We start from the raw sequence: 23,159 nt of genomic DNA on the forward strand, positions 1-23,159 counted from the left end.
GGACCGTCACCGGGTCAGCGTGACCACCGCGTCGAGGCGGGCGAGCTTGGCGGGGTTGCGGACGAGGTAGAGGCCGGTGACCCGGCCGTCCTCGACGACCATCGAGGCGACGGTGTCGAGCTCACCGCCGACCACCAGCCGCAGCGCGGGCGCGCCGTTGACGACCACCACGTCGGCCACCGCGTCGACGCCCTCGGACACCGCGGCGAGGAAGCGGAGCACCTTGTCGCGCCCGAGGATCGGCCGCAGCGCGGCCTTCCTGATCCCGCCGCCATCGGTCACGAGCACGACGTCGGGCGCCAGCACGTCCATCAGGCTCTGGATGTCCCCGGTGGCGGCCGCGGCCAGGAACGTCTGCATCACCCGCTCGCGCTCGGTGCGCGTCGCCGGCACCCGCGGCTGACGCTCGGCCACGTGGCTGCGCGCCCGGTGGGCGATCTGCCGGACCGCCGCCGGGGACTTGTCGACGGCCGCGGCGATCTCCTCGTAGCCGAAGTCGAAGACCTCGCGCAGCACGAACACCGCCCGCTCGGTCGGCCCCAGGGTCTCCAGCAGCGTGAGCATCGCCAGCGAGACGCTGTCGGCGAGCTCGACGTCCTCGGCCACGTCGGGCGTGGTCAGCAGCGGCTCGGGGAGCCACGGCCCGACGTACGACTCGCGGCGCCGGGCGTTGGTGCGCATCCGGTTCAGCGCGAGCCGGGTGGCGATGCGCACCAGGTAGGCCCGCTCGTCGCGCACCTCGGCGCGGTCGACCTCGACCCACCGCAGCCAGGTCTCCTGCAGCACATCCTCGGCGTCGGCCGCCGAGCCGAGCATCTCGTAGGCGACCGTGAACAGCAGGTTGCGGTGGCTGACGAAGACGTCGGTCGAGTCGGGGGCGCTCATGACCGCATCACGTCACCAGACGGTACGGCGAGCGGCAGCTCGCACACATCCGAATATCCCTGGCTCTGCAGCCCGGCCGCGGAGTTGAACCGCGACCGCATGTTCTCCAGCGCGACCATCTGGGTGAGCTCGACGACGGCCTCGGTCCCGAGCTGGTCGATCAGGTGCGCGACCATCTCGTCGGTGACGGTCAGCGGCGTGGAGCTCATCGCCTCGGCGTACTCGAGCACGTCGCGCTCGAGTGGCGAGAACACGTCCGACTCGCGCCAACGCGGCACCTCACGCACCTTGGCGAGGTCCAGCCCCTCGTTGTGGGCCAGGAAGTAGCCGAAGTCCAGGCACCAGCTGCAGCCGATCACGCCCGCGCTCGCGAGCTGGGCGTAGGACTTCAGCGTCGGGTCGAGCGCCTGCCACTTCGCGACCCGCTGCTCGAACTTCAGCACGGCCTTCAGCACCGGGCGGTGGTGCCACAAGACGTAGGCGTTGTCGGGGATCTGGCCGTAGGTGCGGCGGGCGTAGGCCGACATGGCCTTGCCGTACAGACCGGTGATGCGCGCCTTCGGGATGCGGAACGTGCTGGGCATCGGGGTCTCCTTCGCTGGGGGATCACGGGGTCCTGATCCGTTGTCACCCACCAGACACCGGCCACCCGCGATCTGTGACACGCCGGCTGTGGGAGGCTGCGATCCATGAGTCCGAGCCGCCGCCACGAGGCCCTCGCCTGGGCCGTGCCTCGGCTCCGCCGGTCCCGCGAGCTGGACACCATCGAGGCCGAACGGGCCCGCCTCGAGCGGTGGCACGTGAGCCTCGGCCGGCGGCTGCCGACCCGGCTGGTGCCGCGCTTCGCGAAGCGGTTCTCGGTGGTCACCGAGGTGCTGAGCGGCCCGGCCGGCGAGTTCGTGTCGTACGTCGTGACGCCGCGCGGCACCGACCCGCACCGCACGATCGTCTACCTCCACGGCGGTGGCTACGTCGCGCCGATCGACCCGTTCCACCTGCGCTACGTGTGCCGGCTGGCCACGGACCTCGGTGCACGGGTGGTGCTGCCGGACTACCCGCTCACCCCCGAGCACACCTGGCGCGCCTCCCACGAGACGATCGCCGACCTGACTGCCCGCTGGGCCGGTGACTCGGAGGAGCTGGTGCTCGCGGGCGACTCCGCCGGCGGCGGCTACGCGCTGGCGATCGCGCTGACGCTCCGCGACCGCGGCGGCCCCCAGGCCTCGCGGCTGCTGCTGCACTCGCCGTGGGTCGACCTGACGACCGCGACGCCGGAGACCGAGCGGTTCACGGTCCGTGACCCGTGGTTGTTCCTCGGCAAGCTGCGTGCGTACGCCGTGTGGTGGGCCGGGTCGGCCGAGGACCTGGGCCGGCCGGAGGTGAGCCCGGCGCTCGGCGACCTCGACGGGCTGCCGCCCGCGCTGATGTTCTGCGGCACCCGCGACACCCTCGCGCCGGGGTGCCGGCTGCTCGCCCGCCGGGCCGCCGAGGCGGGCTGGGACCTCACCTACGTCGAGGCGCACGACCTGATCCACGTCTACCCCCTGTTGCCGTTCATCCCCGAGGCCCACGCGGCCCGCCGACGCACCCTGGAGTTCCTCTCGTGACGTGCATCGCCGTCCCCTTCACCGACCTCGACGGCGCGACCGTCTACGACGTGTGCCGACTGCGCCAGGACGTCTTCATCGTCGAGCAGACCTGCCCCTACCCCGACCTCGACGGCCGGGACGTGGAGGCGGGGACCCGGCACGTGCTGTTGCGCGACGGCGACGGCCTCGTGGGCTACGCCCGGGTGCTCGACGACCAGGACGTGTGGCGGATCGGCCGCGTGCTCCTCGCCCGGGAGGCCCGGGGTGCCGGCCGGGCCGACGTCGTCATGCACACCGCACTGTCGGTCTCGACGGGCCGCGACGTGGTGCTGGACGCCCAGTCGCCGCTGACCGGGTGGTACGCGACGTTCGGGTTCGAGGTGTCAGGTCCGGAGTTCCTGGAGGACGACATCCCCCACACCCCGATGCGCCTGCGTCGCTGACTACCGCAGGTGGCCCAGGCCGGCCTCGAGGAACCCGACCACCGAGTCGCCGGCCGTCTCGAAGCCCGAGCCGTGCGTGGCGCCCGCGCGGAACCGGTGGCCGATCCCCTCGGCGATGACCGCCAGCTTGTAGTAGGCGAGACCCATGTGGAACTCCCAGTGGTCCAACGGCGCCGGCGCCACCGACTCGTAGAGAGCCGCCAGCGCTTCGGGGTCCGGGAGCCGGTCGCTGGCCCAGGCCGCGTCGGTCCCGAGCACCAGGTCGAGGCCCGGATGCCGGTAGGCGCACATGAGAGCGACGTCCGCGACCGGGTCACCGAGGGTGGACATCTCCCAGTCGACGAGGGCGCGTACGGCGGCGGGGTCATCGACCGCCAGCAAGGTGTTGTCGATGCGAAAGTCTCCGTGGACGACCGTGGTGTGCTCCTGCTCGGGCACCGCCGCCGCCAGCCGGTCCACCAGTCGCTCGGCCAGCTTCTCGGCCTGTCGCTCCACCGGAGAGGACTGGTCCGAGGCGACGATCCGCCACTGCCCGCTCCAGCGCCGCAGCTGTCGGCCCGCGTATCCGTGAGCGCGACCGAAGCTCTCCAGACCCACGCTGCGGTAGTCCACGCGGTGGAGCCCGGCCAGCGCGGCCACCAGGGCCTGAGCGCACGCCGCGACCTGGTCGTCGTCCAACGCACCGAGCTCGTCGCGGGTCCGGATCGTCGTGCCCTCGACGTACTCGACCACCGTGAACTGGGCTCCGGTCACCGCGGGGTCCGCACAGAGCACGACGGTGCTGGCGACGGGGACGTCGGTGGCCTCCAGCGCCCGCATGACCCGGAACTCGCGTGCCATGTCGTGGGCGGACGGCGTGGTCGCCGCGAGCGGTGGGCGGCGCAGGACCCATCGGTGGCGGCCGTCGGTGACGTCGAAGGTCAAGTTGGACCGACCGCCCTCGATCAGCCGTGCCTGCAGCCGGCCGGCGACCGGGATGCCCTCGCTTGCGAGGAACCCGCCGATCGCGCCCAGGTCGAGGCCGGGTGGGGGTGCCGCGCTCATAGACCCGGTCCGGAGGCGGCGCGGACCACGCGGCGCGCGATCGACCAGCGGTGCACCTCGGACGGCCCGTCGTACACCCGGAACGGGCGCAGCTCCCGGAGGATCTTCGCGACCGGGAGGTCGGCGGAGACACCCAGCCCGCCGCAGAGCTGGACCGACCGGTCGGCGACCCGGTGGAGCGCCTCGCCGGCGAACGTCTTGGCGATGCTGGTCGCGTGGGAGGCGCGCTCACCGGCGTCGAGCTGACGGCACGCCTCGAGCAGCAGCGCCCGGGTGGCAGCCAGGTCGATCTCGTTGTCGGCCACCATCTGCTGGACCATGCCGAGGTCGCCGAGGCGTCCCCCGAATGCCTCGCGGGCGGCGACGTGCGCAACCGCGATCTCCTGGGCACGGCGGGCCGCACCGAGCCACCGCATCACGTGCGTCATCCGAGCCGGCCCCAACCGGACCTGGGCATAGCGGAAGCCCTCGTCGACCTCGCCGAGGACCTCGTCGTCGGCCACGATGACGCCGTCGAGCCGGACGTCGCAGTGGCCGCCGACCATCGATCGGTCCATGGTCGGCAGATGCCTGCCGACGTGGACTCCGGGCGCGTCGGCGGCCGTCAGGAACATCGTGGCACCGCCCGATGACCCCGGCTCGCCGCTGGTGCGGGCCATCACGATGAGGAACGCCGCGCCGTCTGCGCCGGTGATGAACACCTTGCGGCCGTGCAGCCGCCAGCCGCCGTCCACCCGCTCGGCCCGGGTGCTCAGCATCGTCGGGTCCGACCCCGCGCCCGGAGCCGGCTCGGTCATCGCGAACGCCGAGCGCACCTCCCCCCGGGCCAGAGGGAGGAGGTAGCGCTCGCGCTGGCCGCTGGTCGCCACCACGTCGAGCAGGTGGACGTTGCCCTCGTCCGGGGCGGCCGCGTTGAGCGCCAGCGGACCGAACAGCGAGTAGCCCGCCTCCTCGAAGACGGCCGCCCGCTCCGTCATCGACAGGCCGTGCCCGCCGAGCTCGACCGGCACGTGCGGACCGAAGATGCCGGCAGCCCGGGCCTGGTCCTGCAGCCGGACCCGGAGCTGGTCGCCACCCGCGGCGGCGACGTCCCCGTCGTGCTCGTCGTCGATCGCGAGCACGTGCTCACGGACGAAGACCCGCGTACGTTCGACGAGATCGGCCGGCACTGAACCGAGCGCTCGGTCGGTGATGCGTGCGGACATGGGTCCCCCGTCAGGTGTCCTGGTGTGTGGATCGGTGGTCGGTTCAGTGCAGGCCGACGATGGCCTCGGCGATGGTCAGGTGACGCTCGAGCAGCATCTCGACCGAGAGCTCGCCGTCGGGTCGGTACCACGACGCGACGCCGACACAGAGCGAGGCGATCGCTCGCGCCGCGTCGTGCGGGTACGGCGTGGCGAAGTCGCCGGCGTCCACCCCTGCCTGCACGATCCGGAGGATCATCGCCTGCTGCTCGTCGCGCCGCGCGACATAGGTCTCGCGGTTGCCGGACTCGAGGCTGCGCAGCTCGCTCGTCGAGACCACCGCGCCCTTCTGACGGAACATGTGGAAACGCAGCAACGACTCCACGAGCGCGTCGAACTGGTCGCGTGGGTCATCGCCGGCGGTGGCGAGCGCCTGGCGGCTGCGCTCGATCAGCTCGTCGATGATCACCATCATCAGGTCGAAGAGGATGTCCTGCTTGGATCGGTAGTGGTGGTAGATCCCCGGTACCGACAGGCCGGAGCGCTCGGCGAGCTGGCGGGTGGTGGTCCCGTGGTAGCCCTTCTCGGCGAACGTCTCGAGGGCGGCCATGAGCACCCGCGGAAGACCTTGGTCGTGGTAGGTCCGCCAGTCCTCGGCTGTGCTCATCGGCGTCCCTGCTTCCCGGAGTCCGTTGGTCTCCGCATTGTCCAGGCTTGCGCGTCGTTCCACCCTCACACCCGCCGATCCCGTGCGTAGTCGATGAGCCACCGCAAGGCGTCGGGGTCGTCCACAGCGCCCGCGCTGGCCACCCGGTCCGGGTCGGCGCCTTGGAGGATGCGCTTGACGGGGACCTCCATCCTCTTGCCGGTCTTGGTGTGCGGCAGCGCCGGGGCCAGCACGATCTCGTCCGGCACGTGCCGCGCCGACGTACGCCGTGCGATCTCCGCGCGGACCCGGTCCCGCAGGTCGTCCCCGGCATCCACGCCCGGACCGGGCACGATGAACATCGGCATCCAGTACCCACCCTCCGCCAGCTCCACGCCGACCACCAGCGCGTCCACCACGTCGGGCAGCGACTCGACCGCCTCGTAGATCTCGGCACTGCCGAGCCGGACGCCGTTGCGGTTGAGCGTCGAGTCCGACCGCCCGTGGATGACCACGGTGCCGCGCTCGGTGAGCGTGATCGCGTCGCCCTGTCGCCACGCACCCGGGAACGTCGAGAAGTAGGCCTCCCGGTAGGCCCCTCCCTCCGGGTCGCCCCAGAGATGGACCGGCATCGAGGGCATCGGGGCAGTGATCACCATCTCGCCCGGCTCACCGGGCGGCACGGGCCGGCCGCTCTCGTCCCAGACCTCCAGCGCGACGCCGAGCGCCGGGGCACTGATCTCACCGTCCCAGACCGGCGTGGTCGGGGCGCTCGCGACGAAGATGCCCACGATGTCGGTGCCACCGCTCATCGAGGCGACCTGCACCCGCGGATCCACGTGCTCGCGGACCCACACGTTCCCGCTCGGCGGCAGCACCGATCCCGTCACGCCCAGGATCCGCAGCGCGTGGAGGTCGAGGTCGCGGCCGGGCTCGACGCCAGCCCGTGCGCAGGACTGCAGGTACGCCGGGCTGGTGCCGAGCACGGTCACTCCGAGCTCCTCCGCCACCCGCCAGAGCGCATCGGGGGTGGGGCTCGCCGGGCTTCCGTCGTACAGCACGACGGTCGCCCCCAACAGCAACCCGCAGACCTGGGCGTTCCACATCATCCAGTTCGGGGAGGTGTACCAGAGGAAGACGTCGTCCTCGTCGAGGTCGAGGTGGAAGCCGGGCGAGACGAGCTGCTCGAGCAACGCCCCTCCGTGACCGTGCACGATCCCCTTCGGCCGGCCGGTGGTGCCGGAGGTGAACAGCACCCACAGCGGGTGGTCGAAGGGGACGGGCCGCGGCGCCGGTGCGGCGGGCACGCGGATCGCCTCCGCCCAGGTGACCGTGCCGGTCTCGCTGGCGTCGACGACGAGCCCCGCGGTCTCGATCACGATCGTGTGAGTGACGGTCGGCAGCAGCGCGCGCAGCTCGACGACGGCGTCGCGCCGGTCGCGCACCTCGCCTCGCAGCAGGTACCCCGCGCCGGCCAGGAGCACGGTCGGCTCGAGCTGGGCGAGCCGCTCGGCGGCCGCGTGCGGTGCGTAGTCGAGCGCCGTCTGCGACCAGGTCGCGCCGACCAGCGCGGCGGCCGCGAAGGCGACGACACCCTCGACACAGTTCGGCAGGTACGCCGCCACCCGGTCGCCGGGGCGCACCCCGGCCGCCTCGAGGTGAGCCGCAAGCGCGCCCGCCTGCCCCCGCAGCTCGCCGAACGTGATCGACTTGCGATGGCCGTCGTCGCGCACCAGCACCACGGCCGTCCGCTCGTCCGCACCATGGCGGAGCAGGTGCTCGCCGAAGTTCAGCGTGGCCCCGGGGAACCAGCGCGCTCCGGGCATCGAGCGATCCGCCAGGGGGCCCTCCGCCGGCGTGGCGAAGAGGACGTCGAAGAACGTCGCGACCCCGCCCCAGAAGCCCTCGGGGTCTGTCGCCGACCAGGACTGCAGGGCGCGGTAGTCGCTGGGATCGGGCAGCTCGACGAGGCCGTGCCCGTCGGCCCAGTGCGCGAACCGGACGATCCGTGCGTCCTCGAGGATCTCCCGGGTCGGGACCCACGACGGGACGGGGCCGCTCATCGGCGGCTCGGCAGGAGCGACCCTCGGGTGATCACCACGTCGATGCCGACGGCGACGATGAGCACGCCGCCGGTGGCAAAGCTCTGCACCTCGGGGGAGAGCCCGAGCAGCTGCACACCGTTGTTGATCGAGCCGATGACCAGCGCGCCCAGCAGGGCGGCCCACACGCTGCCGCGACCACCGAACAGGCTCACACCCCCGACCACGGCGGCAGCGATCGCGTTGAGCATCAGCGAGCCACCTCCGGAGGAGTTCGACACGCCGAGCAGCCGTGAGGCATCGACGATGCCGGCCACCGCGGCGCAGACGCCGAGGACGAGGAAGGAGTAGGCGATCATCCGCGAGACGGGGATCCCCGCCCGCTGGGCCGCCTCCCTGTTGCCGCCGACCGCGTACAGGTGGACGCCGTACGTCGTCTGGGTGGTCGCATAGGCGGCGACCAGCAGCAGCGCGACCAGGATCAAGACGGGCAGGGGCAGGCCGCGGGCGTGACTGAGGAGGGCCACGGTCCCGAGCACGACGACGGCGGCGACCGCGGCCGGGAGGAGCACCGCTCGTGAGCGCGCGGCGGCGGGCACCGACCCGGAGCGATGCATCTGGCGGCGCACCAGCATGAGCACGTAGCCGGCCAGGCCTACGACCGCGAGGAGGTAGCTGGTCCCGCTCGAGAGGCGGGTGCTGGCGATGTCGGCGTACCCCGTGCCTGCGACGTTGACCGTGAACTCCGGGGGCAGCACCACCAGCAGCAGGCCCTGCAGGATCACCATCCCGCCCAGCGTCACGATGAGGGAGGGCACCCCGAAGATGACGACCTGCGCCTCGATGAACGTGATGACCATCCCGACAGCGATCGCGAGCAGGATGGCGGCGGCCAGCGGCCAGCCCTCTCGGACGGCGAGATTGGCAGCGACCGTCGCACACACCCCGCTGAGGATCGCGGAGGAGAGGTCGATCTCGCCGACCAGAAGCACGAACACGATGCCGAGGGCCAGGATCGCCGTGGTGACGATCTGCAGGGAGAGGTTCGTGATGTTGCCGACGCTGAGGTACGCGGTGTTCTGGCTGTAGAAGAACAGCCAGATCAGTGCCAGCACCACCAGGATCGGGATGCTGCGGTAGCGGACGCCCAGAGCCTCGAGGATCCGGCCGCTGAGCGGCACCTGGTGCTCCTCGGGCGCAGCCCGTTCGGCCCGAGCGCCTGCCGTGGTGGTCATCGGGTGCTCCTGCCGGTGTCGTCGGTGCTCTCGTGCGCGCCGGTCATCGCGGCGACGAGGTCGTTGGAGGTGTACGCACCGCGGGTGAACTCCGCGACCTTCGCGCCCAGGCGCATGACCACCACACGGTCCGCCACCTGCTGCACGTCCTTGAGGTCGTGGGAGATCACCACCACGCCGCGATTCTGGTGCTTGAGCCGCTCGATCAGGCCGAGCACCTCCGCGCGCTGCGAGACACCCAAGGCCGCGGTGGGCTCGTCGAGCAGCACCAGTCGCGGGTCCGAGATCAGGGCCCGACAGATCGCGATGCCCTGCCGCTGCCCACCCGACAGGCCGCCGACGGGCGTGCTGAGCGATCGGATCCGCACCGACAGGCTGTCGAGCACCCGCCGGGCCTCGTCCTCCATCCGGTGCCGATTCACCGGCCGCCCGCGCCACCTGCTCCCCGCCACCTCGTGCCCGAGGAAGAGGTTGCGCACCGCGTCGAGGTTGTCGCACAGCGAGAGGTCCTGGTAGACGGTGTGGATCCCGTTGGCCGCCGCCGTCCGGGGACTGTCGAGCCGCACGGCACGGCCGTGGACGACCACCTCGCCGGCGTCCGGGTGCTCGACGCCGGAGATCATCTTCACCAGCGTGGTCTTGCCGGCGCCGTTGTCGCCGACCAGCGCGACGACCTCACCCTGGCGCAGCGCGAGGTCGACCTCGTGCAGGGCGCGGACGCCGCCGAAGTACTTCGAGACCTGGCGCAGCTCCAAGAAGGGCTCGGGCGCAGCCGCAGGCGCGGTGGCCGCGCCGGCGGTCGGGTGCAGTGCGGGCATGGGTGCTCCTTGTCGATAGGAGTCGATGGGAGTCGACGGAAGCCGACGGGATGGGGGTGGCCGCTCGGGGGACGGCGGCCACCCCCGGCTCTCGTCGTCGGCTCAGCCGACCTTCTCCTTGCAGGTCGGCGTCGCCGCCGCCGGGCCCGTGCAGATCTCCTCCCAGGTGAAGATCCCGAGGTCGACGGCCTGCTGCACGACGTCGCCCGGGTCCTTCCCGTCCTCGAGGTGGATGAGCGTGGCGGGCAGCTTGGCCGTCGGCACCTGCGCGGCACCGTTGTCGACGGTGTCCTTGACCAGGTCGGATGGCGGCTCCTCGCCGTTCATCGCGGCGAGGGTGATCTTGGCCGCGGCCTCGGCCTCGACCGAGAACGCCTTGAGCACGTTGTCCTGCTGGTCACCGGTCAGCATGTACTGCAGGCCGGTCAGCTCGGGGTTCTGGCCGCCGTAGACAGGGATGCTGACATCCTTGCCCTTGAGCGCCGCGATGACCCCGGCGGTGATGCCGTCGTAGAACCCGAGGAACGCGTCGACGTCGTTCTGGGTCTTCGTGAGGCACTGCTCCGCCGCGACCTGGGCGTTGTCGGGAGCCCAGTCCTTGACGTAGTCCTCGCACACCACGTCGATGGAGCCGTCCGCGATCAGCGGGTCCAGGGCCTCGTTCTGGCCCGCCAGCATCTCGGTCGTGTACACGTCGCCCTTGTTGCCGTACAGCCGCGCGACCTTCACGGGCGTGTCACCAAGCGCGCCCGCCTTCACCTGATCGGCGAAGTACTGGCCCTGGAGGGCACCGACGGCCTTCGGGTCGAAGACGACCTGGGCGTACATCGCGCCGTTGATCGGCGGGTTCTCGTAGCCGATCACGGGCACGTTCGCCTGCTGTGCGGCCTGGAGCAGCCCGGCGCTGGTGTTGGGGTCGGCGGCGACCACGACGAGGGCGTCGGCACCGGCGGCGATCGCCGAGTTGGCCTGCGAGAGCTGGGTGTCCGAGCTGCCGTTCCCGTTGACGAACTTCACCTCGACGTCGGGGTCGAGCTTCTTCAGTGCGGCCTCGAAGTCCGGCCCGTCCTGCTGGATGTACCGGGTGGGGGTGGTGTTCGGCGCCATGAAGTAGACGAGCTTCTTCGACGAACCACCGGACGACGACTCACCGTCGCTCCCGCACGCGGACAGGACCATCGCGATCCCGGACAGTCCCGCGACCATGCCGACCCGAGCCCTCGACCATCTGCTGCGTTGCATGACTTCTCCTTCTGTGACACCCGGACCGGGGTGGCACGGGCGGTGGCCGGTGGGCTGCACAGGGGCAGGGGTGATCCCATCGGGCCGGGGATGGTGAAGCCCCCGAGCAGGCTCCGTGGGTCCGCTGACGCGGAGCGGTCAGGAGTCGAGGACTCCTGCGTGGTCGGCCGTGATCTGGAGGGCCAGGTGCTTGGCGTAGATGCGCACCCAGGCGAGCGGGCCGCCCATGAACCAGAAACCTGGGTGCCCGGTCCGGCGGTAGAGGCCGCCGATCTCGCCGTCCGCACCGATCCCGAGGACCTGGGGGCACTTGTCCGCCACGCTGTCGCCGAGGATGCGGCGGGCGGTCTCGCGCATGTTGAGGTAGCCGGTCGCGAGGACGACGAGGTCGGCCTCGAGCTCGCGCCCGTCCTCCAGGCGCACCCCGGTGGGGGTGAACTCCGCGACACCGCTGCCCTGCGCGAGCGCGATCTTGCGCTCCGCGATCAGCCGCGAGCAGCCGACGTCGATGTAGTAGCCGCCGCCCTTGGCCAGCGCGTAGCCCATCAGCCCGGTGCCACCGGGTCCGTCGTTGCGCTGGAACCCGACCGCGTCGAGCGAGGCGAGCAGCTCGGCATCGAGGACGCCGGTCTGCCGGGTCTGCTCGACGGCACCCTCCAGCACCAACGGCCACGGGTAGGCGCTGGCGAGCAGGTCGGCGTACTCGGTGGGCGGACCGCCCTCGACGAAGTTGGCGCCGAAGATCGCGGGGATGCCGTGCTCCTGGCTCATGATGTACGTCGAGGAGCGCTGGACCATCGTGACCTGGGCGCCCGCCTCATAGAGGTCCTGGGCGATGTCGTGGCCGCTGTTGCACGCTCCGACCACCACGGCCTTGCGCCCGGCCCAGTTGCCGCCCGAGCCGTGCTGGCTGGAGTGGTACGACGTGCCCCGGAACAGGTCACGGCCCGCGATGTCGGGGAGGTGGACCTCGGCGGCCGCTCCGGTCGCGAGGATCAGATCGCGGGGGCGGAGCACGCGATCCCCCGCCGGGGTGCTCACGTGCAGCGTCCAGCGCCCGTCCGCCTCGTCGTACGCACTCTCACCGAGCACCGCCGAGGTCCACACGTTCAGCTCCATGGCGGCGGCGTAGGACTCGAACCAGTCGGCGATCTTGTCCTTGGGCGAGTAGATCGGCCAGGACGCGGGGAACGGCAGGTAGGGCAGGTGGTCGGCCCAGACCGGGTCGTGCAGGACGAGGGAGTGGTAGCGCTTTCGCCACCCGTCGCCGACCCGCTCGCTGCGCTCGAGGATCAACGTGTCGACGCCCATCAGGCCGAGGTTGGCAGCGACGGCGAGACCTCCCTGACCGGCGCCGATCACGACGACGTCCGGCTCACGGTCGGCGTAGGCGATCCGCTCACCGCGGATGTCCTTCCAGTTCTTCTGCGACGTCGCGCCCGGGACGTGCCGCGGGCCGATCGGCCGGCGGGCGCCCAGCGCCCGCTCGTGGCCCTTGATGTCCTCGGCGCCAGTCATCACCGTCCAGGCCAGCCAGGCACCGTCGACCTGGCGCAGCCGCGCCACACCCCGGCAGTGGACCAGCGGGGTCTCGAAGGTGAAGAAGCCCTCGATCGTCCGGTCGTCACCCTCGCCCTGCAGGCGAGGGCCGAACTCGGTCACCATGGCGAACTCGCCCGGGGCCGAGCGGGGCAGGTGCTCGGCGAGCATCGGGCCGATGCGGTCCACGCCGCGGAACGTCTCGAGGTCCCAGGTGAGGGCGAGCAGGTCGCGCCACCAGCAGTCGCTGACGAGCAGGCCGGTCACGGCCTCCGCGTCGCCGGCGCCGGTCGCCGCGGCGAACCGTGCCAACCAGCTGGAGAACACGTCCACGACCTCGTCGTGCGCGACCTCGACACCCACCGCCACCGCCATCCCGGTTCCCTCCCTGGTCCGGCACCGCTCCCGAGCTCGATGCGACCGAGCGCTCGCTCGGTCGGATTAGTGTGACACACGTCTCAGGAATTACAACCCCTTCTTGCTGGCGGTTTTCGGACCTTCTCCGGACAGGCCGGAGCGCCGGCCCCCGGGCCGGGTCGCGATGGCGAGAGCCCTTACAGGGCTGGCGAAAGCCCGCGGAACAGCACGCCGCCGGGCGTCTCCTCGCGGGTCGCCTGACCCCGCGCGACGAGCAGCTCGAGGTGGGCCTTGGTCTCCATCGCGGCCATGCCCTGGCTGAACAGGTCGAGCTCGTCGTACGCCTTCTCGTGGCGCGTCCAGGCGAGCTGGTGGGCGACGTCGAACCCGGTGGCCGGCGTGTCGACGATAGCCGCGAGGCTCAGCTCGAGGCGGCGGTCGTGGAAGGACAACAGCTCGTCGACGCGCGCGTGCGAGGACGGCGCGACCGGCCCGTGGGCCGGGAGCACCTGCAGGTCGGGCAGCGCCCGGACCTTGGTCAGCGAGGCCATGAAGTCGCCGAGCGGGTCGGGCGTGGGCGGCACGGTGAACCCGATCGAGGGCGTGATCGTCGGCAGCACGTGGTCGCCGGCGAACAGCAGTCCTGCCTGCCGGTCGGCGAACACGTAGTGCCCCGGCGTGTGCCCCGGGGTGTGCACAGCGTCGAGCGTGCGGGCGCCGACCGGGATCTGGTGGTCGCCGTCGAGCCAGGTGTCGGGGAACAGCCACATCGCCCGGTCCGGCCGCTCGCCGCCGCCAGCCGCCCAGAGGTCGGCGATCTCGTGTGCGCCGGCGGTGCGGAGCACCTCGAGGAACGGGCTCTCGTCGAGCGTCGCGTCGTTGAGCAGCTCCAGCGCCGGCTTCTCGCCGAGGCCGAGCGCCACGTCCGCGCCGCACTCGTGGCCGAGGACCGTCGCCATCGTGAAGTGGTCGCGATGGACGTGGGTGACCAGGAACCGGCGGATGTCACCGAACCCGTAACCGACCTCGCGCAGGCACCGTTCGAGCAGGTCGCGCGCGACCTCGATCGCCCAGCCGCCATCGATCAGGGTGAGCCCATCGGCGGTCTCGATCACGTAGACGTTGATCGCTTTGAGGCCGTCCATCGGCAGCGGCAGCGGGATCCGGTGGATGCCCTCGGCGACCCGCCACGCGCCCTCCTTGCTCCAGTGCTCGCCGGAGTCGGGCGAGACCGCGTGGGCCGTCGGGGTCGAGGAGTGGGTCACGTCGCGGACCTTACGGGGCCACGTCAGGGAACCCGAGGTCGAGGGTGGGCTGCTGGATGCCGCCGTCGATCTCGAGCAGCTTGCCGGTGACGTACTGCCCGGCCCGGGAGGCGAGGTAGACCACACCGGCGGCGATGTCCTCGGGCTCGCCGACCCGGCCGAGCGGGGTCTTCGTCTCGAGCTGGCTCATCAGCTCCGGCTGGCCCGCGACGTACTCCAGGGCGCTGGTCATGATCGAGCCGACGTAGATACCGTTGACGCGGATGCGTGGCGCGAGGTCCTGCGCCGCCATCTTCGTCCAGTGCGCGAGCGCGGCCTTGGCGGTGCCGTAGGCGATGAAGCCCCGGTCGGCGGTGCGGCCCATCATCGAGCTGATCGTGACGACGCTCTTCTGCTGGTCGGGGTCCTTCAGCATCAGCGGGACCGCCGCCCGGGTCAGCGCGTGGGCGGTGGTGACGTTGAAGCTGAACGCCTCGTTGAGGAACTCGTTGCTGGTCTTGAGGAACTCCGTCGGGAACGTGCCGCCGACGTTGTTGACCACGGTGTCGAGCCGGCCGAGCTCGTCGTACGCCACCTGCGCGAGGCCGGCGACAGCGTCGAGGTCGCTGAGGTCGGCGGCCACGACGACGGCACGACGGCCGGTGGCGCGGATCTGCTCGGCGACCTTGTCGAGCTGACGCTCGGTGCGGGCCGAGATCAGCACGTCGGCCCCGGCCTCCGCGAGCGCGACCGCGGTCGCGGCACCGAGCCCGCGGCCGGCGCCGGTGACGATCGCGACCTGGCCGGCGACGGAGAACCTGTCGAGGATGCTCACGCCTTGCTCACCAGGCCCTTGCCGGTGACCAGCGGCAGGTCGAGGGCGGTGACGAGGCCGCCGGGCGAGGCGACGACGGCGGGTACGGCGTTGACGATCCGCTGCGCGGTGACGATCATCCCCGAGACGTTGTGGTCGCCGTGCTCGCCGTGATGGGTGAAGTCGAGCTGCATGAACGGCTCGCCGGTGATCTGCACCCGGTAGCAGCCGTCGCCCTGCGGCGGCGTGGGCCACTCGGGCACCTGGTCCGGCGCCGTACGCGTGATGTGGTCGAGCACCACCCGCGGGACGCCGTCGACCTTGCCGATGACCTGGAAGCGGACCGCCCCCATGGTGCCGGCCGCGACGTCGCCCGAGACGCTCGAGGTGTCGACCTCCGCGGGCCGGCGGTCGACGTCCTCGGTGAGCGGTTCGTCGAGGACGATGCCGAGGCCGGCGGCGATCTGGCGCACGACGCTGCCCCACGCCATGGACAAGATGCCCGGCGCCCAGAGGAACCCGGGCTCGTCCATGGGCTTGCCGAAGCCGAACAGGTCGTTCATCACCACCGGCTGGTAGTAGGTGGAGTAGTCGCAGATCTCCATCACCCGCACCTCGTCGATGCGCTGGCTGAGGCTGGTCAGCACCAGCGGCAGCACGTCGTTGGCGAAGCCGGGGTCGATGCCGTTGACGTGCAGGCTCGCGCCGGTGCGCTCACCGGCCTTGGTGATCCGCTCCATCGTCTCCGGCGGCAGGATGTGCTCCGGCCACTGCAGCAGCACCGGGCCGCTCGAGGTGACGTTGATGCCGGCCTCGAGGAAGTCGATGAGGTCCTCGATCGACTCGAAGACCCGGTCGTCGGTCATCGCGGTGTGCACGATCGCGTCGGGCCGCATCGCCAGCAGCGCCTGCTTGTCGGTCGTCGCCAGGACGCCCAGCTCACGGCCGAGCTCGGCCAGCTCGCCGGCATCCTTGCCGTCCTTGTCGGGGTTGGACACCCACACCCCCACCAGCTCGAGGTCCGGGTGGGCGTCGATGCCCTTGATCGCGTGCCGTCCGATGGTCCCCGTGGACCAGACGACGACCTTCAACGGTTCTGCCATGCGCGCAATCTAGAACACGTTCTAGTGCCCTGGGAAGGGTCCGCCGCCGCGTTACAAGTGGACGAGAGGCTCCGGAGTGACGATCGGACAGCGGGTGCCGGAGTAGATCGTGGGCATGCAGCGGTTGCAGTGGATGCAGACCCCGGCCTCGGCGCGGCCCGATTGGAGCCGGTTGACGAGGTCGGGCTCGCGGAGCAGTGCGCGGCCCATCGCGACGAGCTCGAAGCCATCGGCCATCGCCTGCTCCATGGTGGCCCGCTGATTGATGCCGCCGAGCAGCATCAGCGGCATCGACACCGCGGCGCGGAAGCGCAGCGCCTTCTCGCGGAAGTAGGCCTCCTCGAACGGGTAGGCCTTGAGGAACCCGCGCCCCATCGGCGTCTTCATGCCGAGGCGTACGACGAGGGGCATCGTGGCCGCGAACTCCTCGACCGGAGCCTCGCCGCGGAACAGGTACATGGGGTTCATCAACGACGACCCGCCGCTGAGCTGCAGCGCGTCGAGGGTGCCGTCGGCCTCGAGCAGCTGCGCGTACTCCACGCCCTCATCAGTGGTGACGCCACCGCGGAAGCCGTCGCCGACGCTCACCTTCGCCGTGATCGCGGCGTCCGAGCCGATCTCGTCCCGCACCGCTCGAGCGACCTGGCGGCCGAGCCGCGACCGGTTCTCCAAGGACCCACCCCAGCCGTCCTTGCGGCGGTTGAGACCGGGCGCGAGAAAGGAGGAGATCAGATAGCTGTGCGCCATGTGCAGCTCGAGCACGTCGAAGCCGGCACGCACCAACGTCCGCGCGGCGGACACGTAGTCACGGGTGATCCGGGTCAGGTCGGCCTCGGTGGCGGACTTGATCATCTGCATCGACAACGGACTCGGCATCCGGCTGGCACTGAGCGCCTTGACCCCGTTGGAGCGGCCGTTCGCGACCGGCCCGGCGTGCCCGACCTGGCCCGCGATCGCCGCACCGGTCTCGTGCACGGCATCCGCGAGCCGCGCCAGCCCGGCGAGGGTCGACTCCCCCACCACGATCTGCTCGCGGTGCGTGCGCCCCTCCGGCGCGATCGCGAGGTAGGCCACCGTGGTCAGCCCGACCCCGCCGCGCGTCACCGCGAGGTGGTAGTCGATGAGCTCGTCGGTGACCTGCCCGTGGGGCGCGCGCCCCTCGAACGTCGCGGCCTTGACCGTGTGGTTGCGCAGGCGCACGGGGCCGAGCGTGGTCGGGGCGAAGACGTCCGCGGTCATGGGCGCAATCTAGAACAGGTTTCAGTTCCTGGCGAGCGCGGGCTCGTCGAACAGCTCCGGGGCACTGAGCCGCGCCAGCAGCTCCAGCTCGGCGACCAGCTCACCGCCGGCGTACGCCGCATCCGCGCGCAGCAGGCGCAGGAGCCCGGCGTAGCCGTGGTCGGCGGCCAGCGCCAGGACCAGCGCGGCGGCACCGTAGCGGCCGAGCCAGGTCCACAGCGTGCCGGCGTCGATCCGGTGCCGGGCGACGCGCGCGAGCACGAAGTCGACCTGGTGGCGCGGCAGCTCGGCGTCGAGCCGGCGCTCCACGTCGCCGAGGTTGACCAGGCCGGGGTGCCGCGTGACGTGGCGCCGACGGCGCTCCTCCCCACGGCGCCGCGAGGACGGGCTGGCGGTCGACGAGGCCAGGGCGGCGGCCAGGACGGCGAGGGAGACCGCGGCTGCCGCGGCGCTCAGGGCGAGGGTGCTCATAGGGGTTCCTGTGGTCTGCGGTGCGTTCTCCCTCCGTTCGGAGCGAAGGCCGGAGCGGGTTGCCCGGCAGGACCACCGTCTCGCCCACCGCTTGAGCCCGGCTCGGGACGCACTGGAGCCCTGGCTGGGACCCGGCTGGGAGCGGACCTCAAGCCCGCTTCTGGCGGCGCAGCCAGAGCAGGCCGGCGACCGGGAGCACGGCGGGGACGAACCCGTAGCCGATGCCGTAGTCGGACCACACCGAGGCGTCGGGGAACCAGTCGCGCACGAGCAGGCTGAGCGTCCCGACCGTCACGACGCCGCCGAGCTCGACCCAGAGCATCACGCTCGCGAACCGGGTGTCGCCGGCCGCGGCGGTCCGGATCGCGTACCAGCCCAGGGCGTAGGTGACCGCCGCCGCGAGCGAGAGCCAGTACGCGACCGGCGCGTCGTCGTACTGCGTGGTCAGCTGCACCAGCGACCGCGCGCCGGCAGCGAGCGTGAACAGCGCGTAGAACGCGAGGAGCACCTGGTGCGGGCCCGACCGGCGCTCGCCCGATGCCGGGGTCGTGGTCGAGGTCATGCGGTCATCTCCAGGCGTACGGCGACCACGCCGACCGCGACCGCGGCGACCGCGACGACGGCGGAGGACCAGCTGGCGCGGTCGCCGTCGACCGAGCGCATCGCGATCGGCAGCACGCAGATCGAGGCGAACAGGTAGCCGACGTAGGTCGAGGTCGAGTCGGGGTGGTCGTCGCCGAGCAACGGCCCCAGGCCGGCCAGCGCGCGGACGGTCAGCAGCGCCTCGAGCATCCACGCCATCTGGTCGAGCCACCGCGGCCGCTCCGCCCCGCGGGCGGCGGCCACGACCGCGAGCACGGCCACGAGGACGGCGTACGCGACCACGATCCAGGTGATCTGGGTGCTGACGCTCGGCATGGCAGCATCATCGACCATGCCCACCGACGAGCTGGTCGCCACCCTCCGCGCGGCGGGGTGCGTGTTCGCCGAGGACGAGGCCCGCCTGCTGCGCGAAGCCGCGGCCGACGAGGCCGAGCTGAGTCGGATGGTCGCCGAGCGAGTGGCCGGGCTGCCGCTGGAGCAGGTCGTCGGGTTCGCGGAGTTCGCCGGCCTGCGGGTGGCGGTCGCGCCCGGCGTGTTCGTGCCCCGGCTCCGCTCGACCGTGCTAGTGCGCGCGGCCATGCCGGGGCTGGAGCCCGGTGACGTCGTGGTCGACCTGTGCTGCGGGACGGGCGCGCTCGGGGCGGCGCTGCTGGCGGCCGCGCCGGGGATCGAGGTGTACGCCGCCGACGTCGATCCCGCGGCGGTCGCGTGCGCACGCCGCAACCTGTCGGCGGACCGCGTCTTCGAGGGCGACCTGTACGACGCCCTGCCGGACGCCCTGCGTGGCCGGGTGGCGGCCGTGGTCGCCAACGCGCCCTACGTGCCGACCGACGCGATCGCCACGATGCCGCCGGAGGCCCGCGACCACGAGCACCGGGTGGCGCTGGACGGCGGGACCGACGGGCTCGACGTCCAGCGCGGCGTGATCCGCGGTGCGCCCGCGTGGCTGGCGCCCGGCGGCCGCCTGCTCGTCGAGACCAGCCGCCGCCAGGCTCCCCGCACGGCGGGGTTGATGGCGGCGGCCGGCCTGCGCGCCGAGGTCGTCACCGACGACGACGTCGACGGCACCGCGGTCGTCGGGTACCGCTGAGCGAGCGGGCGGTCAGGCCCAGGTGCGTACCGTCTCGGCCAACGGCACGGTGGGCCGGCCGAGGAGGTTCGACAGGTGCCCGGTGGTGAGGCCGAGCAGCCCCGCCGCGATGTCCTGGTCGAGCGCGACCACGAAGCCGGCGGTCCCCTCGTCGAGGCCCACGTCCAGCAGCGCCGCGCGGTGGTCCTCCGGCGTGAGCGAGCGGTAGGTCACCTCGCGGCCGAGCACGTCCGCGAACGTCGCGGCGAGCTCGGCGAACGTCCAGGCGGCGTCGCCGAACAGCTCGTAGACCGCGCCCTCGTGGCCATCGGTGGTGAGCACGACGGCGGCGGCCTCGGCGAAGTCCGACCGCGGCGCGCTGGCCACGCGGCCCTCGCCGGCGCTCCCGAGGACCAGTCCGCTCTCGCGGGCCTGCTCGAAGGTCGGGCGGTAGTTCTCGGTGTACCAACCGTTGCGCAGGAACGTGAACGGCAGCCCGCTCTCGCGGATCAGGGCCTCGGTGGCGGCGTGCTCCGGCGCGACGGTGAGCGTGGTGTCGTCGGCCGCCGGCGCGCTCGTGTACGCGATGCGGCTGACGCCGGAGCGCACCGCGAGGTCGACGATCGCGCGGTGCTGCGGGACCCGGCGACCGACCTCGCTGCCGGAGACGAGCAGCAGGACGTCGCCGGCACCGAGCCAGTCGACGGACTCGGGGACGTCGTCGAAGTCCAGCCGCTCGACGCGGACTCCTCGGTCGGCGAGGTCCTGCAGCCGCTCGACCGAGCGGCCGGTCGCGACGATGCCCTCCGCTCCTCGCTCCAGCAGGGACTCCACGACCAGACGGCCCAGCTGTCCGCTGGCTCCGGTGACGACGATCGACATGCGTGCTCCTCGGTTCGGTGTGTTGTACGTCGACCTGAACCACCGGCGCGCGGTACACCTTCCCGATCGGCAGTACTCACTTCAAAGTGGGGTACCCACCCGCGGGTAAGGTGAGGCCATGAACCGCGTTCACGACCTGCAGCTCGACACCGCGTGCCCCCACACCCGGCTGCTCGTCGAGCACGTCACCAGCAAGTGGGGCGTGCTCGTGCTGCTCGCGCTCGACGACCGGACCTTGCGCTGGAGCGAGCTCAAGCGCGAGATCGCCGGGGTCAGCGAGAAGATGCTGATCCAGACCCTGCAGACGCTCGAGGCCGACGGCCTCGTCCGCCGTGAGGCGCTGCCGGTGGTGCCGCCCCACGTGGAGTACTCCCTGACCGGCGACGGCCGCGACGTCGCGGCCCTGCTCGCCCCACTCGTCGGTTGGGCCCAGGGGCACGTGCACGCGGCCGCGGTCAGCTGAGCGCGAGGCGGGTCACCAGCGCGTTGTGGTCGCTGTGGAGGCCGCCGAGCACCCACTGGTCCTCGAAGTCCGCCCACCCCTCGCGCCGGTCCTCCCGGTCGAGCCAGACGTAGTCGATGTGCCGCCCGCTCGAGGGATAGGTCGGCGCGACCCCGCGCATGCCCAGCACCTCGTACGACGACACCGCGTGGCGCCCGACCGTGCCGAGCGGCGCGCCCGCCGTACGGCGCCGGTGGTCGCCGGCGGCGTCGAAGTTGAAGTCGCCGGTACCGATCACCCAGCGGGCGCTCACGTTCTGCCAGACCGCAGCCACCTTGCGCAGCTGCTCCCGGGCTTGGTCGGCGTTGAGCGTGTTGCGCCAGGTGCCGGGTCGCGCGAGGTCCTCGATCGCGGGCGGCAGGTGGACATCGACGACCGCGAACCGGTGCCCGGTGGCCCGTGACTCGAGGACCACCACGGCCACCGAGCGGTCACCGAACGGGTAGCGGCCCTCGCGGGCGGAGACCCCGGGGATCACCCGCTCCTGCCAGCCGGAGACGTAGCGGAACGTCGAGCGCCGCCACGAGACCGCCAGCTCGGAGGTCCCCTCGGGGCCGGAGAAGGTCTTGGTGTTCCAGCCCGGGAGGTCGTGCAGCACCCCGCCGAACAGCTCCGCCTCCTGCCAGCCGACGACGTCGACGCCTGGCGCCTTCGTGATTCGCCGCGCGTCGGCGGCTGCCTTGGCGCTCGAGAGGTTGTGGAACATGTTGAAGCTGGCGACGCCGACGTGCGTCTCGGCGGGCCGTGCCGGCCGGCGCCCCACCGTGACCTCGCCGGCCCGGCTCGGTGGGTTTCCAGGGGTCGCGGTGCTCGAGGGCCGCGCCGCCCGCGGGTCGGGGTCACGCAGATCGGTGTCGTGGGCGGGTGTGGTCACCTGCGCCGCGGTGACGGCGACCGGCGCGGGCGAGGTCTGGTGGTCGAGCACCGGCGCGGCCACGAAGCCCACCAGCGTGGCGAGGAGCAGGAGACGCGGCGGGCCGGCCCACCGGCTCGCCTGCATTCGGGCGCGCCGAGGATCGTCGGGGCGTCCGAGACGGACCCGTCGGACCACGCGGCTTCCCCTCCGTGGGTCGAAGACTGGCGGTTCACGCTAGCCTCGCGAGTCCCACCTGCCACGGAGGTCACGCGCCGTGTCGCGCTGATTTCGCAGTGGAGTTCGTCGCACCGCTCAGCCTGGTTCCACCGATCTGCGGCGTCGGCGGAAATCGGTGGATCCAGGCTCAGCCCGCGGTGCGGCTGGCCGCCACGGCCAGCCGGTCGACGAGGTCGTTCATCGGGTGGCCGGAGTGGCCCTTGACCCAGGCGAACGCGACGTCCCCGCGGGTCTGGACGAGATCGACGAGCGGCTCCCAGAGGTCCCGGTTGGCGACCGGCGTACGGGCCGAGCTGACCCAGCCCCGATCCAGCCAGCCGCGCCACCACACGTCGCGGAAGCAGTGCACGACGTACGTCGAGTCGCTCACCACGAGCAACGGCCCCTCCAGCGACCGGACGGCCTCGAGGGCCGCGCGGATCTCCATCCGCTGGTTGGTCGAGGGGGCCTCGTGACCCGACGCGTAGACCGAGGTGTCCAGGGCCCAGGCCCAGCCGCCGGGACCCGGGTTGCCCGAGCAGGCGCCGTCGGTGAACACCTCGCGGGCGCCGTCCGGCACGGGCATCGGCGGGCGGGGCGGGCGCTTGGTCTTCTGGCGGGGCGGCACCGGAGCACCCTCGCACAGCGACGTGCACGGGCCGCCGTTGGCTACCGTCATCTCTCATGGGGCCTGCGATGCCGCCCACCGACCTGGTGGGCACCTGGACGCTGACCCGCGTCGTGGACGACCTCCTCGCGGGCGAGCGGCGCGACGTCGTCGGCACCGCCACACTCGAGCTGGAGTCGCCCGACCGGGTGCGCTGGAGCGAGTCCGGGACGATGACGTGGGCGGGTCGCTCGGTCGAGGTCGGCCGCACGCTGTACGTCGAGCGCTCGGCGGCAGACGGGGACGGCGGATGGTTCGTGTTCTTCTCCGACGGGCGGCCCTTCCACCCGTGGTCGGTCGGCGCCCGGGTCGAGCACCCGTGCGGCCGGGACCACTACGCGGGGCTGATCGAGGGCGACCCGGAGCGGTGGACCGTGGAGTGGCGGGCGTCGGGGCCGGAGAAGGACTACGTGATGACCACGGTCCACACCGACCGGCGCGACGCCCGCCCCCGGTCCGGGTGACGCAT

General features: G+C 72.1%; 25 protein-coding genes. 5 read left to right on the plus strand and 20 right to left on the minus strand.

The window, feature by feature from the left end:
• Positions 1-6 precede the first annotated feature (6 nt).
• Entirely contained in the window at positions 7-885 is an 879-nt protein-coding gene (locus AC3ANS_RS21070; RefSeq protein WP_488293528.1) for an RNA polymerase sigma-70 factor, read from the minus strand.
• Positions 882-1,469, minus strand: coding sequence for a carboxymuconolactone decarboxylase family protein (locus AC3ANS_RS21075; RefSeq protein ID WP_488293529.1), 588 nt, complete (start codon positions 1,467-1,469; stop codon positions 882-884). The genes AC3ANS_RS21070 and AC3ANS_RS21075 overlap by 4 nt, the downstream gene beginning before the upstream one ends.
• 105 nt (positions 1,470-1,574) lie before the next feature.
• On the opposite strand from AC3ANS_RS21075, the gene AC3ANS_RS21080 reads away from it, so the two are divergent.
• Both AC3ANS_RS21080 and AC3ANS_RS21085 read left to right on the plus strand, forming a co-directional pair.
• The gene (locus AC3ANS_RS21080) at positions 1,575-2,492 is read left to right on the plus strand and encodes an alpha/beta hydrolase (protein WP_488293530.1); all 918 of its coding nucleotides are present in this window, start codon (positions 1,575-1,577) and stop codon (positions 2,490-2,492) included.
• Positions 2,489-2,917, plus strand: coding sequence for a GNAT family N-acetyltransferase (locus tag AC3ANS_RS21085; RefSeq protein ID WP_488293531.1), 429 nt, complete (start codon positions 2,489-2,491; stop codon positions 2,915-2,917). Before AC3ANS_RS21080 ends, AC3ANS_RS21085 begins: the two co-directional genes overlap by 4 nt.
• Here the strand turns inward: AC3ANS_RS21085 and AC3ANS_RS21090 are convergent, their stop codons facing one another.
• The 15 genes from AC3ANS_RS21090 to AC3ANS_RS21160 all read right to left on the minus strand — a co-directional run bounded on the left by AC3ANS_RS21090 (position 2,918) and on the right by AC3ANS_RS21160 (position 18,813).
• The gene (locus AC3ANS_RS21090) at positions 2,918-3,961 is read right to left on the minus strand and encodes a phosphotransferase family protein (RefSeq protein WP_488293532.1); all 1,044 of its coding nucleotides are present in this window, start codon (positions 3,959-3,961) and stop codon (positions 2,918-2,920) included.
• Positions 3,958-5,166: an acyl-CoA dehydrogenase family protein gene (locus tag AC3ANS_RS21095; protein WP_488293533.1), complete on the minus strand. Its 1,209-nt coding sequence runs from the start codon at positions 5,164-5,166 to the stop codon at positions 3,958-3,960. Before AC3ANS_RS21095 ends, AC3ANS_RS21090 begins: the two co-directional genes overlap by 4 nt.
• Before the next feature lie 43 nt (positions 5,167-5,209).
• Positions 5,210-5,812: a TetR/AcrR family transcriptional regulator gene (locus AC3ANS_RS21100; protein ID WP_488293534.1), complete on the minus strand. Its 603-nt coding sequence runs from the start codon at positions 5,810-5,812 to the stop codon at positions 5,210-5,212.
• Between the two features lie 65 nt (positions 5,813-5,877).
• On the minus strand, positions 5,878-7,854 hold the full coding sequence (locus tag AC3ANS_RS21105) for an acetoacetate--CoA ligase (RefSeq protein WP_488293535.1): 1,977 nt from the start codon (positions 7,852-7,854) through the stop codon (positions 5,878-5,880).
• Positions 7,851-9,068, minus strand: a complete 1,218-nt coding sequence (locus tag AC3ANS_RS21110) for a sugar ABC transporter permease (protein WP_488293536.1) — start codon at positions 9,066-9,068, stop codon at positions 7,851-7,853. The genes AC3ANS_RS21105 and AC3ANS_RS21110 overlap by 4 nt, the downstream gene beginning before the upstream one ends.
• Complete coding sequence (locus AC3ANS_RS21115) at positions 9,065-9,886, minus strand: ATP-binding cassette domain-containing protein (protein WP_488293537.1); 822 nt, start codon at positions 9,884-9,886, stop codon at positions 9,065-9,067. Before AC3ANS_RS21115 ends, AC3ANS_RS21110 begins: the two co-directional genes overlap by 4 nt.
• 102 nt (positions 9,887-9,988) lie before the next feature.
• Positions 9,989-11,128, minus strand: a complete 1,140-nt coding sequence (locus tag AC3ANS_RS21120) for a substrate-binding domain-containing protein (protein WP_488293538.1) — start codon at positions 11,126-11,128, stop codon at positions 9,989-9,991.
• A gap of 138 nt (positions 11,129-11,266) precedes the next feature.
• A complete protein-coding gene (locus tag AC3ANS_RS21125) occupies positions 11,267-13,042 on the minus strand; it encodes a flavin-containing monooxygenase (RefSeq protein ID WP_488293539.1) in 1,776 nt (591 codons plus the stop codon).
• 179 nt (positions 13,043-13,221) lie between these two features.
• Positions 13,222-14,289: an MBL fold metallo-hydrolase gene (locus AC3ANS_RS21130; RefSeq protein WP_488293540.1), complete on the minus strand. Its 1,068-nt coding sequence runs from the start codon at positions 14,287-14,289 to the stop codon at positions 13,222-13,224.
• 10 nt (positions 14,290-14,299) lie between these two features.
• On the minus strand, positions 14,300-15,103 hold the full coding sequence (locus AC3ANS_RS21135) for an SDR family oxidoreductase (RefSeq protein ID WP_488293541.1): 804 nt from the start codon (positions 15,101-15,103) through the stop codon (positions 14,300-14,302).
• The gene (locus AC3ANS_RS21140) at positions 15,100-16,185 is read right to left on the minus strand and encodes an NAD(P)H-dependent amine dehydrogenase family protein (RefSeq protein WP_488293542.1); all 1,086 of its coding nucleotides are present in this window, start codon (positions 16,183-16,185) and stop codon (positions 15,100-15,102) included. The genes AC3ANS_RS21135 and AC3ANS_RS21140 overlap by 4 nt, the downstream gene beginning before the upstream one ends.
• 51 nt (positions 16,186-16,236) lie before the next feature.
• Positions 16,237-17,424 carry an oxidoreductase gene (locus tag AC3ANS_RS21145; RefSeq protein ID WP_488293543.1) on the minus strand — a complete coding sequence of 396 codons (1,188 nt, stop codon included), beginning with the start codon at positions 17,422-17,424 and terminating at the stop codon, positions 16,237-16,239.
• Between the two features lie 21 nt (positions 17,425-17,445).
• Positions 17,446-17,895 (minus strand): hypothetical protein, encoded by a 450-nt coding sequence (locus tag AC3ANS_RS21150; RefSeq protein WP_488293544.1) that lies wholly within the window; start codon positions 17,893-17,895, stop codon positions 17,446-17,448.
• A gap of 148 nt (positions 17,896-18,043) precedes the next feature.
• Complete coding sequence (locus tag AC3ANS_RS21155) at positions 18,044-18,457, minus strand: hypothetical protein (protein WP_488293545.1); 414 nt, start codon at positions 18,455-18,457, stop codon at positions 18,044-18,046.
• Positions 18,454-18,813: a hypothetical protein gene (locus tag AC3ANS_RS21160; RefSeq protein WP_488293546.1), complete on the minus strand. Its 360-nt coding sequence runs from the start codon at positions 18,811-18,813 to the stop codon at positions 18,454-18,456. The genes AC3ANS_RS21155 and AC3ANS_RS21160 overlap by 4 nt, the downstream gene beginning before the upstream one ends.
• A 16-nt stretch (positions 18,814-18,829) precedes the next feature.
• Between AC3ANS_RS21160 and AC3ANS_RS21165 the strand changes: the two genes are divergently transcribed.
• Complete coding sequence (locus tag AC3ANS_RS21165; protein WP_488293547.1) at positions 18,830-19,588, plus strand: putative protein N(5)-glutamine methyltransferase; 759 nt, start codon at positions 18,830-18,832, stop codon at positions 19,586-19,588.
• Positions 19,589-19,600: 12 nt separating this feature from the next.
• On the opposite strand, the gene AC3ANS_RS21170 is transcribed toward AC3ANS_RS21165, so the two are convergent.
• Positions 19,601-20,449: an SDR family oxidoreductase gene (locus AC3ANS_RS21170; RefSeq protein ID WP_488293548.1), complete on the minus strand. Its 849-nt coding sequence runs from the start codon at positions 20,447-20,449 to the stop codon at positions 19,601-19,603.
• A gap of 118 nt (positions 20,450-20,567) precedes the next feature.
• On the opposite strand from AC3ANS_RS21170, the gene AC3ANS_RS21175 reads away from it, so the two are divergent.
• Positions 20,568-20,912, plus strand: a complete 345-nt coding sequence (locus tag AC3ANS_RS21175) for a winged helix-turn-helix transcriptional regulator (RefSeq protein WP_488293549.1) — start codon at positions 20,568-20,570, stop codon at positions 20,910-20,912.
• Here AC3ANS_RS21175 and AC3ANS_RS21180 read toward each other — a convergent pair.
• Positions 20,905-21,951, minus strand: coding sequence for an exonuclease/endonuclease/phosphatase family protein (locus tag AC3ANS_RS21180; protein WP_488293550.1), 1,047 nt, complete (start codon positions 21,949-21,951; stop codon positions 20,905-20,907). The two genes, AC3ANS_RS21175 and AC3ANS_RS21180, sit on opposite strands and share 8 nt — an antisense overlap.
• Before the next feature lie 220 nt (positions 21,952-22,171).
• A complete protein-coding gene (locus AC3ANS_RS21185; RefSeq protein WP_488293551.1) occupies positions 22,172-22,651 on the minus strand; it encodes a ribonuclease H family protein in 480 nt (159 codons plus the stop codon).
• 56 nt (positions 22,652-22,707) lie between these two features.
• Here AC3ANS_RS21185 and AC3ANS_RS21190 point away from each other — a divergent pair, with 56 nt between their 5' ends.
• Positions 22,708-23,154, plus strand: coding sequence for a DUF6314 family protein (locus tag AC3ANS_RS21190; protein WP_488293552.1), 447 nt, complete (start codon positions 22,708-22,710; stop codon positions 23,152-23,154).
• Positions 23,155-23,159: the final 5 nt, after the last annotated feature.

Source organism: Nocardia sp. 149-1B (assembly GCF_057747975.1).

Bases quoted from the DNA above. Each gene is read 5' to 3' on its own strand.
- AC3ANS_RS21070 (WP_488293528.1), bottom strand. From the start codon at position 885: ATGAGCGCCCCCGACTCGACCGACGTCTTCGTCAGCCACCGCAACCTG.
- AC3ANS_RS21075 (WP_488293529.1), bottom strand. From the start codon at position 1,469: ATGCCCAGCACGTTCCGCATCCCGAAGGCGCGCATCACCGGTCTGTAC.
- AC3ANS_RS21080 (WP_488293530.1), top strand. From the start codon at position 1,575: ATGAGTCCGAGCCGCCGCCACGAGGCCCTCGCCTGGGCCGTGCCTCGG.
- AC3ANS_RS21090 (WP_488293532.1), bottom strand. From the start codon at position 3,961: ATGAGCGCGGCACCCCCACCCGGCCTCGACCTGGGCGCGATCGGCGGG.
- AC3ANS_RS21095 (WP_488293533.1), bottom strand. From the start codon at position 5,166: ATGTCCGCACGCATCACCGACCGAGCGCTCGGTTCAGTGCCGGCCGAT.
- AC3ANS_RS21100 (WP_488293534.1), bottom strand. From the start codon at position 5,812: ATGAGCACAGCCGAGGACTGGCGGACCTACCACGACCAAGGTCTTCCG.
- AC3ANS_RS21105 (WP_488293535.1), bottom strand. From the start codon at position 7,854: ATGAGCGGCCCCGTCCCGTCGTGGGTCCCGACCCGGGAGATCCTCGAG.
- AC3ANS_RS21110 (WP_488293536.1), bottom strand. From the start codon at position 9,068: ATGACCACCACGGCAGGCGCTCGGGCCGAACGGGCTGCGCCCGAGGAG.
- AC3ANS_RS21115 (WP_488293537.1), bottom strand. From the start codon at position 9,886: ATGCCCGCACTGCACCCGACCGCCGGCGCGGCCACCGCGCCTGCGGCT.
- AC3ANS_RS21120 (WP_488293538.1), bottom strand. From the start codon at position 11,128: ATGCAACGCAGCAGATGGTCGAGGGCTCGGGTCGGCATGGTCGCGGGA.
- AC3ANS_RS21125 (WP_488293539.1), bottom strand. From the start codon at position 13,042: ATGGCGGTGGCGGTGGGTGTCGAGGTCGCGCACGACGAGGTCGTGGAC.
- AC3ANS_RS21140 (WP_488293542.1), bottom strand. From the start codon at position 16,185: ATGGCAGAACCGTTGAAGGTCGTCGTCTGGTCCACGGGGACCATCGGA.
- AC3ANS_RS21145 (WP_488293543.1), bottom strand. From the start codon at position 17,424: ATGACCGCGGACGTCTTCGCCCCGACCACGCTCGGCCCCGTGCGCCTG.
- AC3ANS_RS21150 (WP_488293544.1), bottom strand. From the start codon at position 17,895: ATGAGCACCCTCGCCCTGAGCGCCGCGGCAGCCGCGGTCTCCCTCGCC.
- AC3ANS_RS21155 (WP_488293545.1), bottom strand. From the start codon at position 18,457: ATGACCTCGACCACGACCCCGGCATCGGGCGAGCGCCGGTCGGGCCCG.
- AC3ANS_RS21160 (WP_488293546.1), bottom strand. From the start codon at position 18,813: ATGCCGAGCGTCAGCACCCAGATCACCTGGATCGTGGTCGCGTACGCC.
- AC3ANS_RS21165 (WP_488293547.1), top strand. From the start codon at position 18,830: ATGCCCACCGACGAGCTGGTCGCCACCCTCCGCGCGGCGGGGTGCGTG.
- AC3ANS_RS21170 (WP_488293548.1), bottom strand. From the start codon at position 20,449: ATGTCGATCGTCGTCACCGGAGCCAGCGGACAGCTGGGCCGTCTGGTC.
- AC3ANS_RS21175 (WP_488293549.1), top strand. From the start codon at position 20,568: ATGAACCGCGTTCACGACCTGCAGCTCGACACCGCGTGCCCCCACACC.
- AC3ANS_RS21180 (WP_488293550.1), bottom strand. From the start codon at position 21,951: ATGCAGGCGAGCCGGTGGGCCGGCCCGCCGCGTCTCCTGCTCCTCGCC.
- AC3ANS_RS21190 (WP_488293552.1), top strand. From the start codon at position 22,708: ATGGGGCCTGCGATGCCGCCCACCGACCTGGTGGGCACCTGGACGCTG.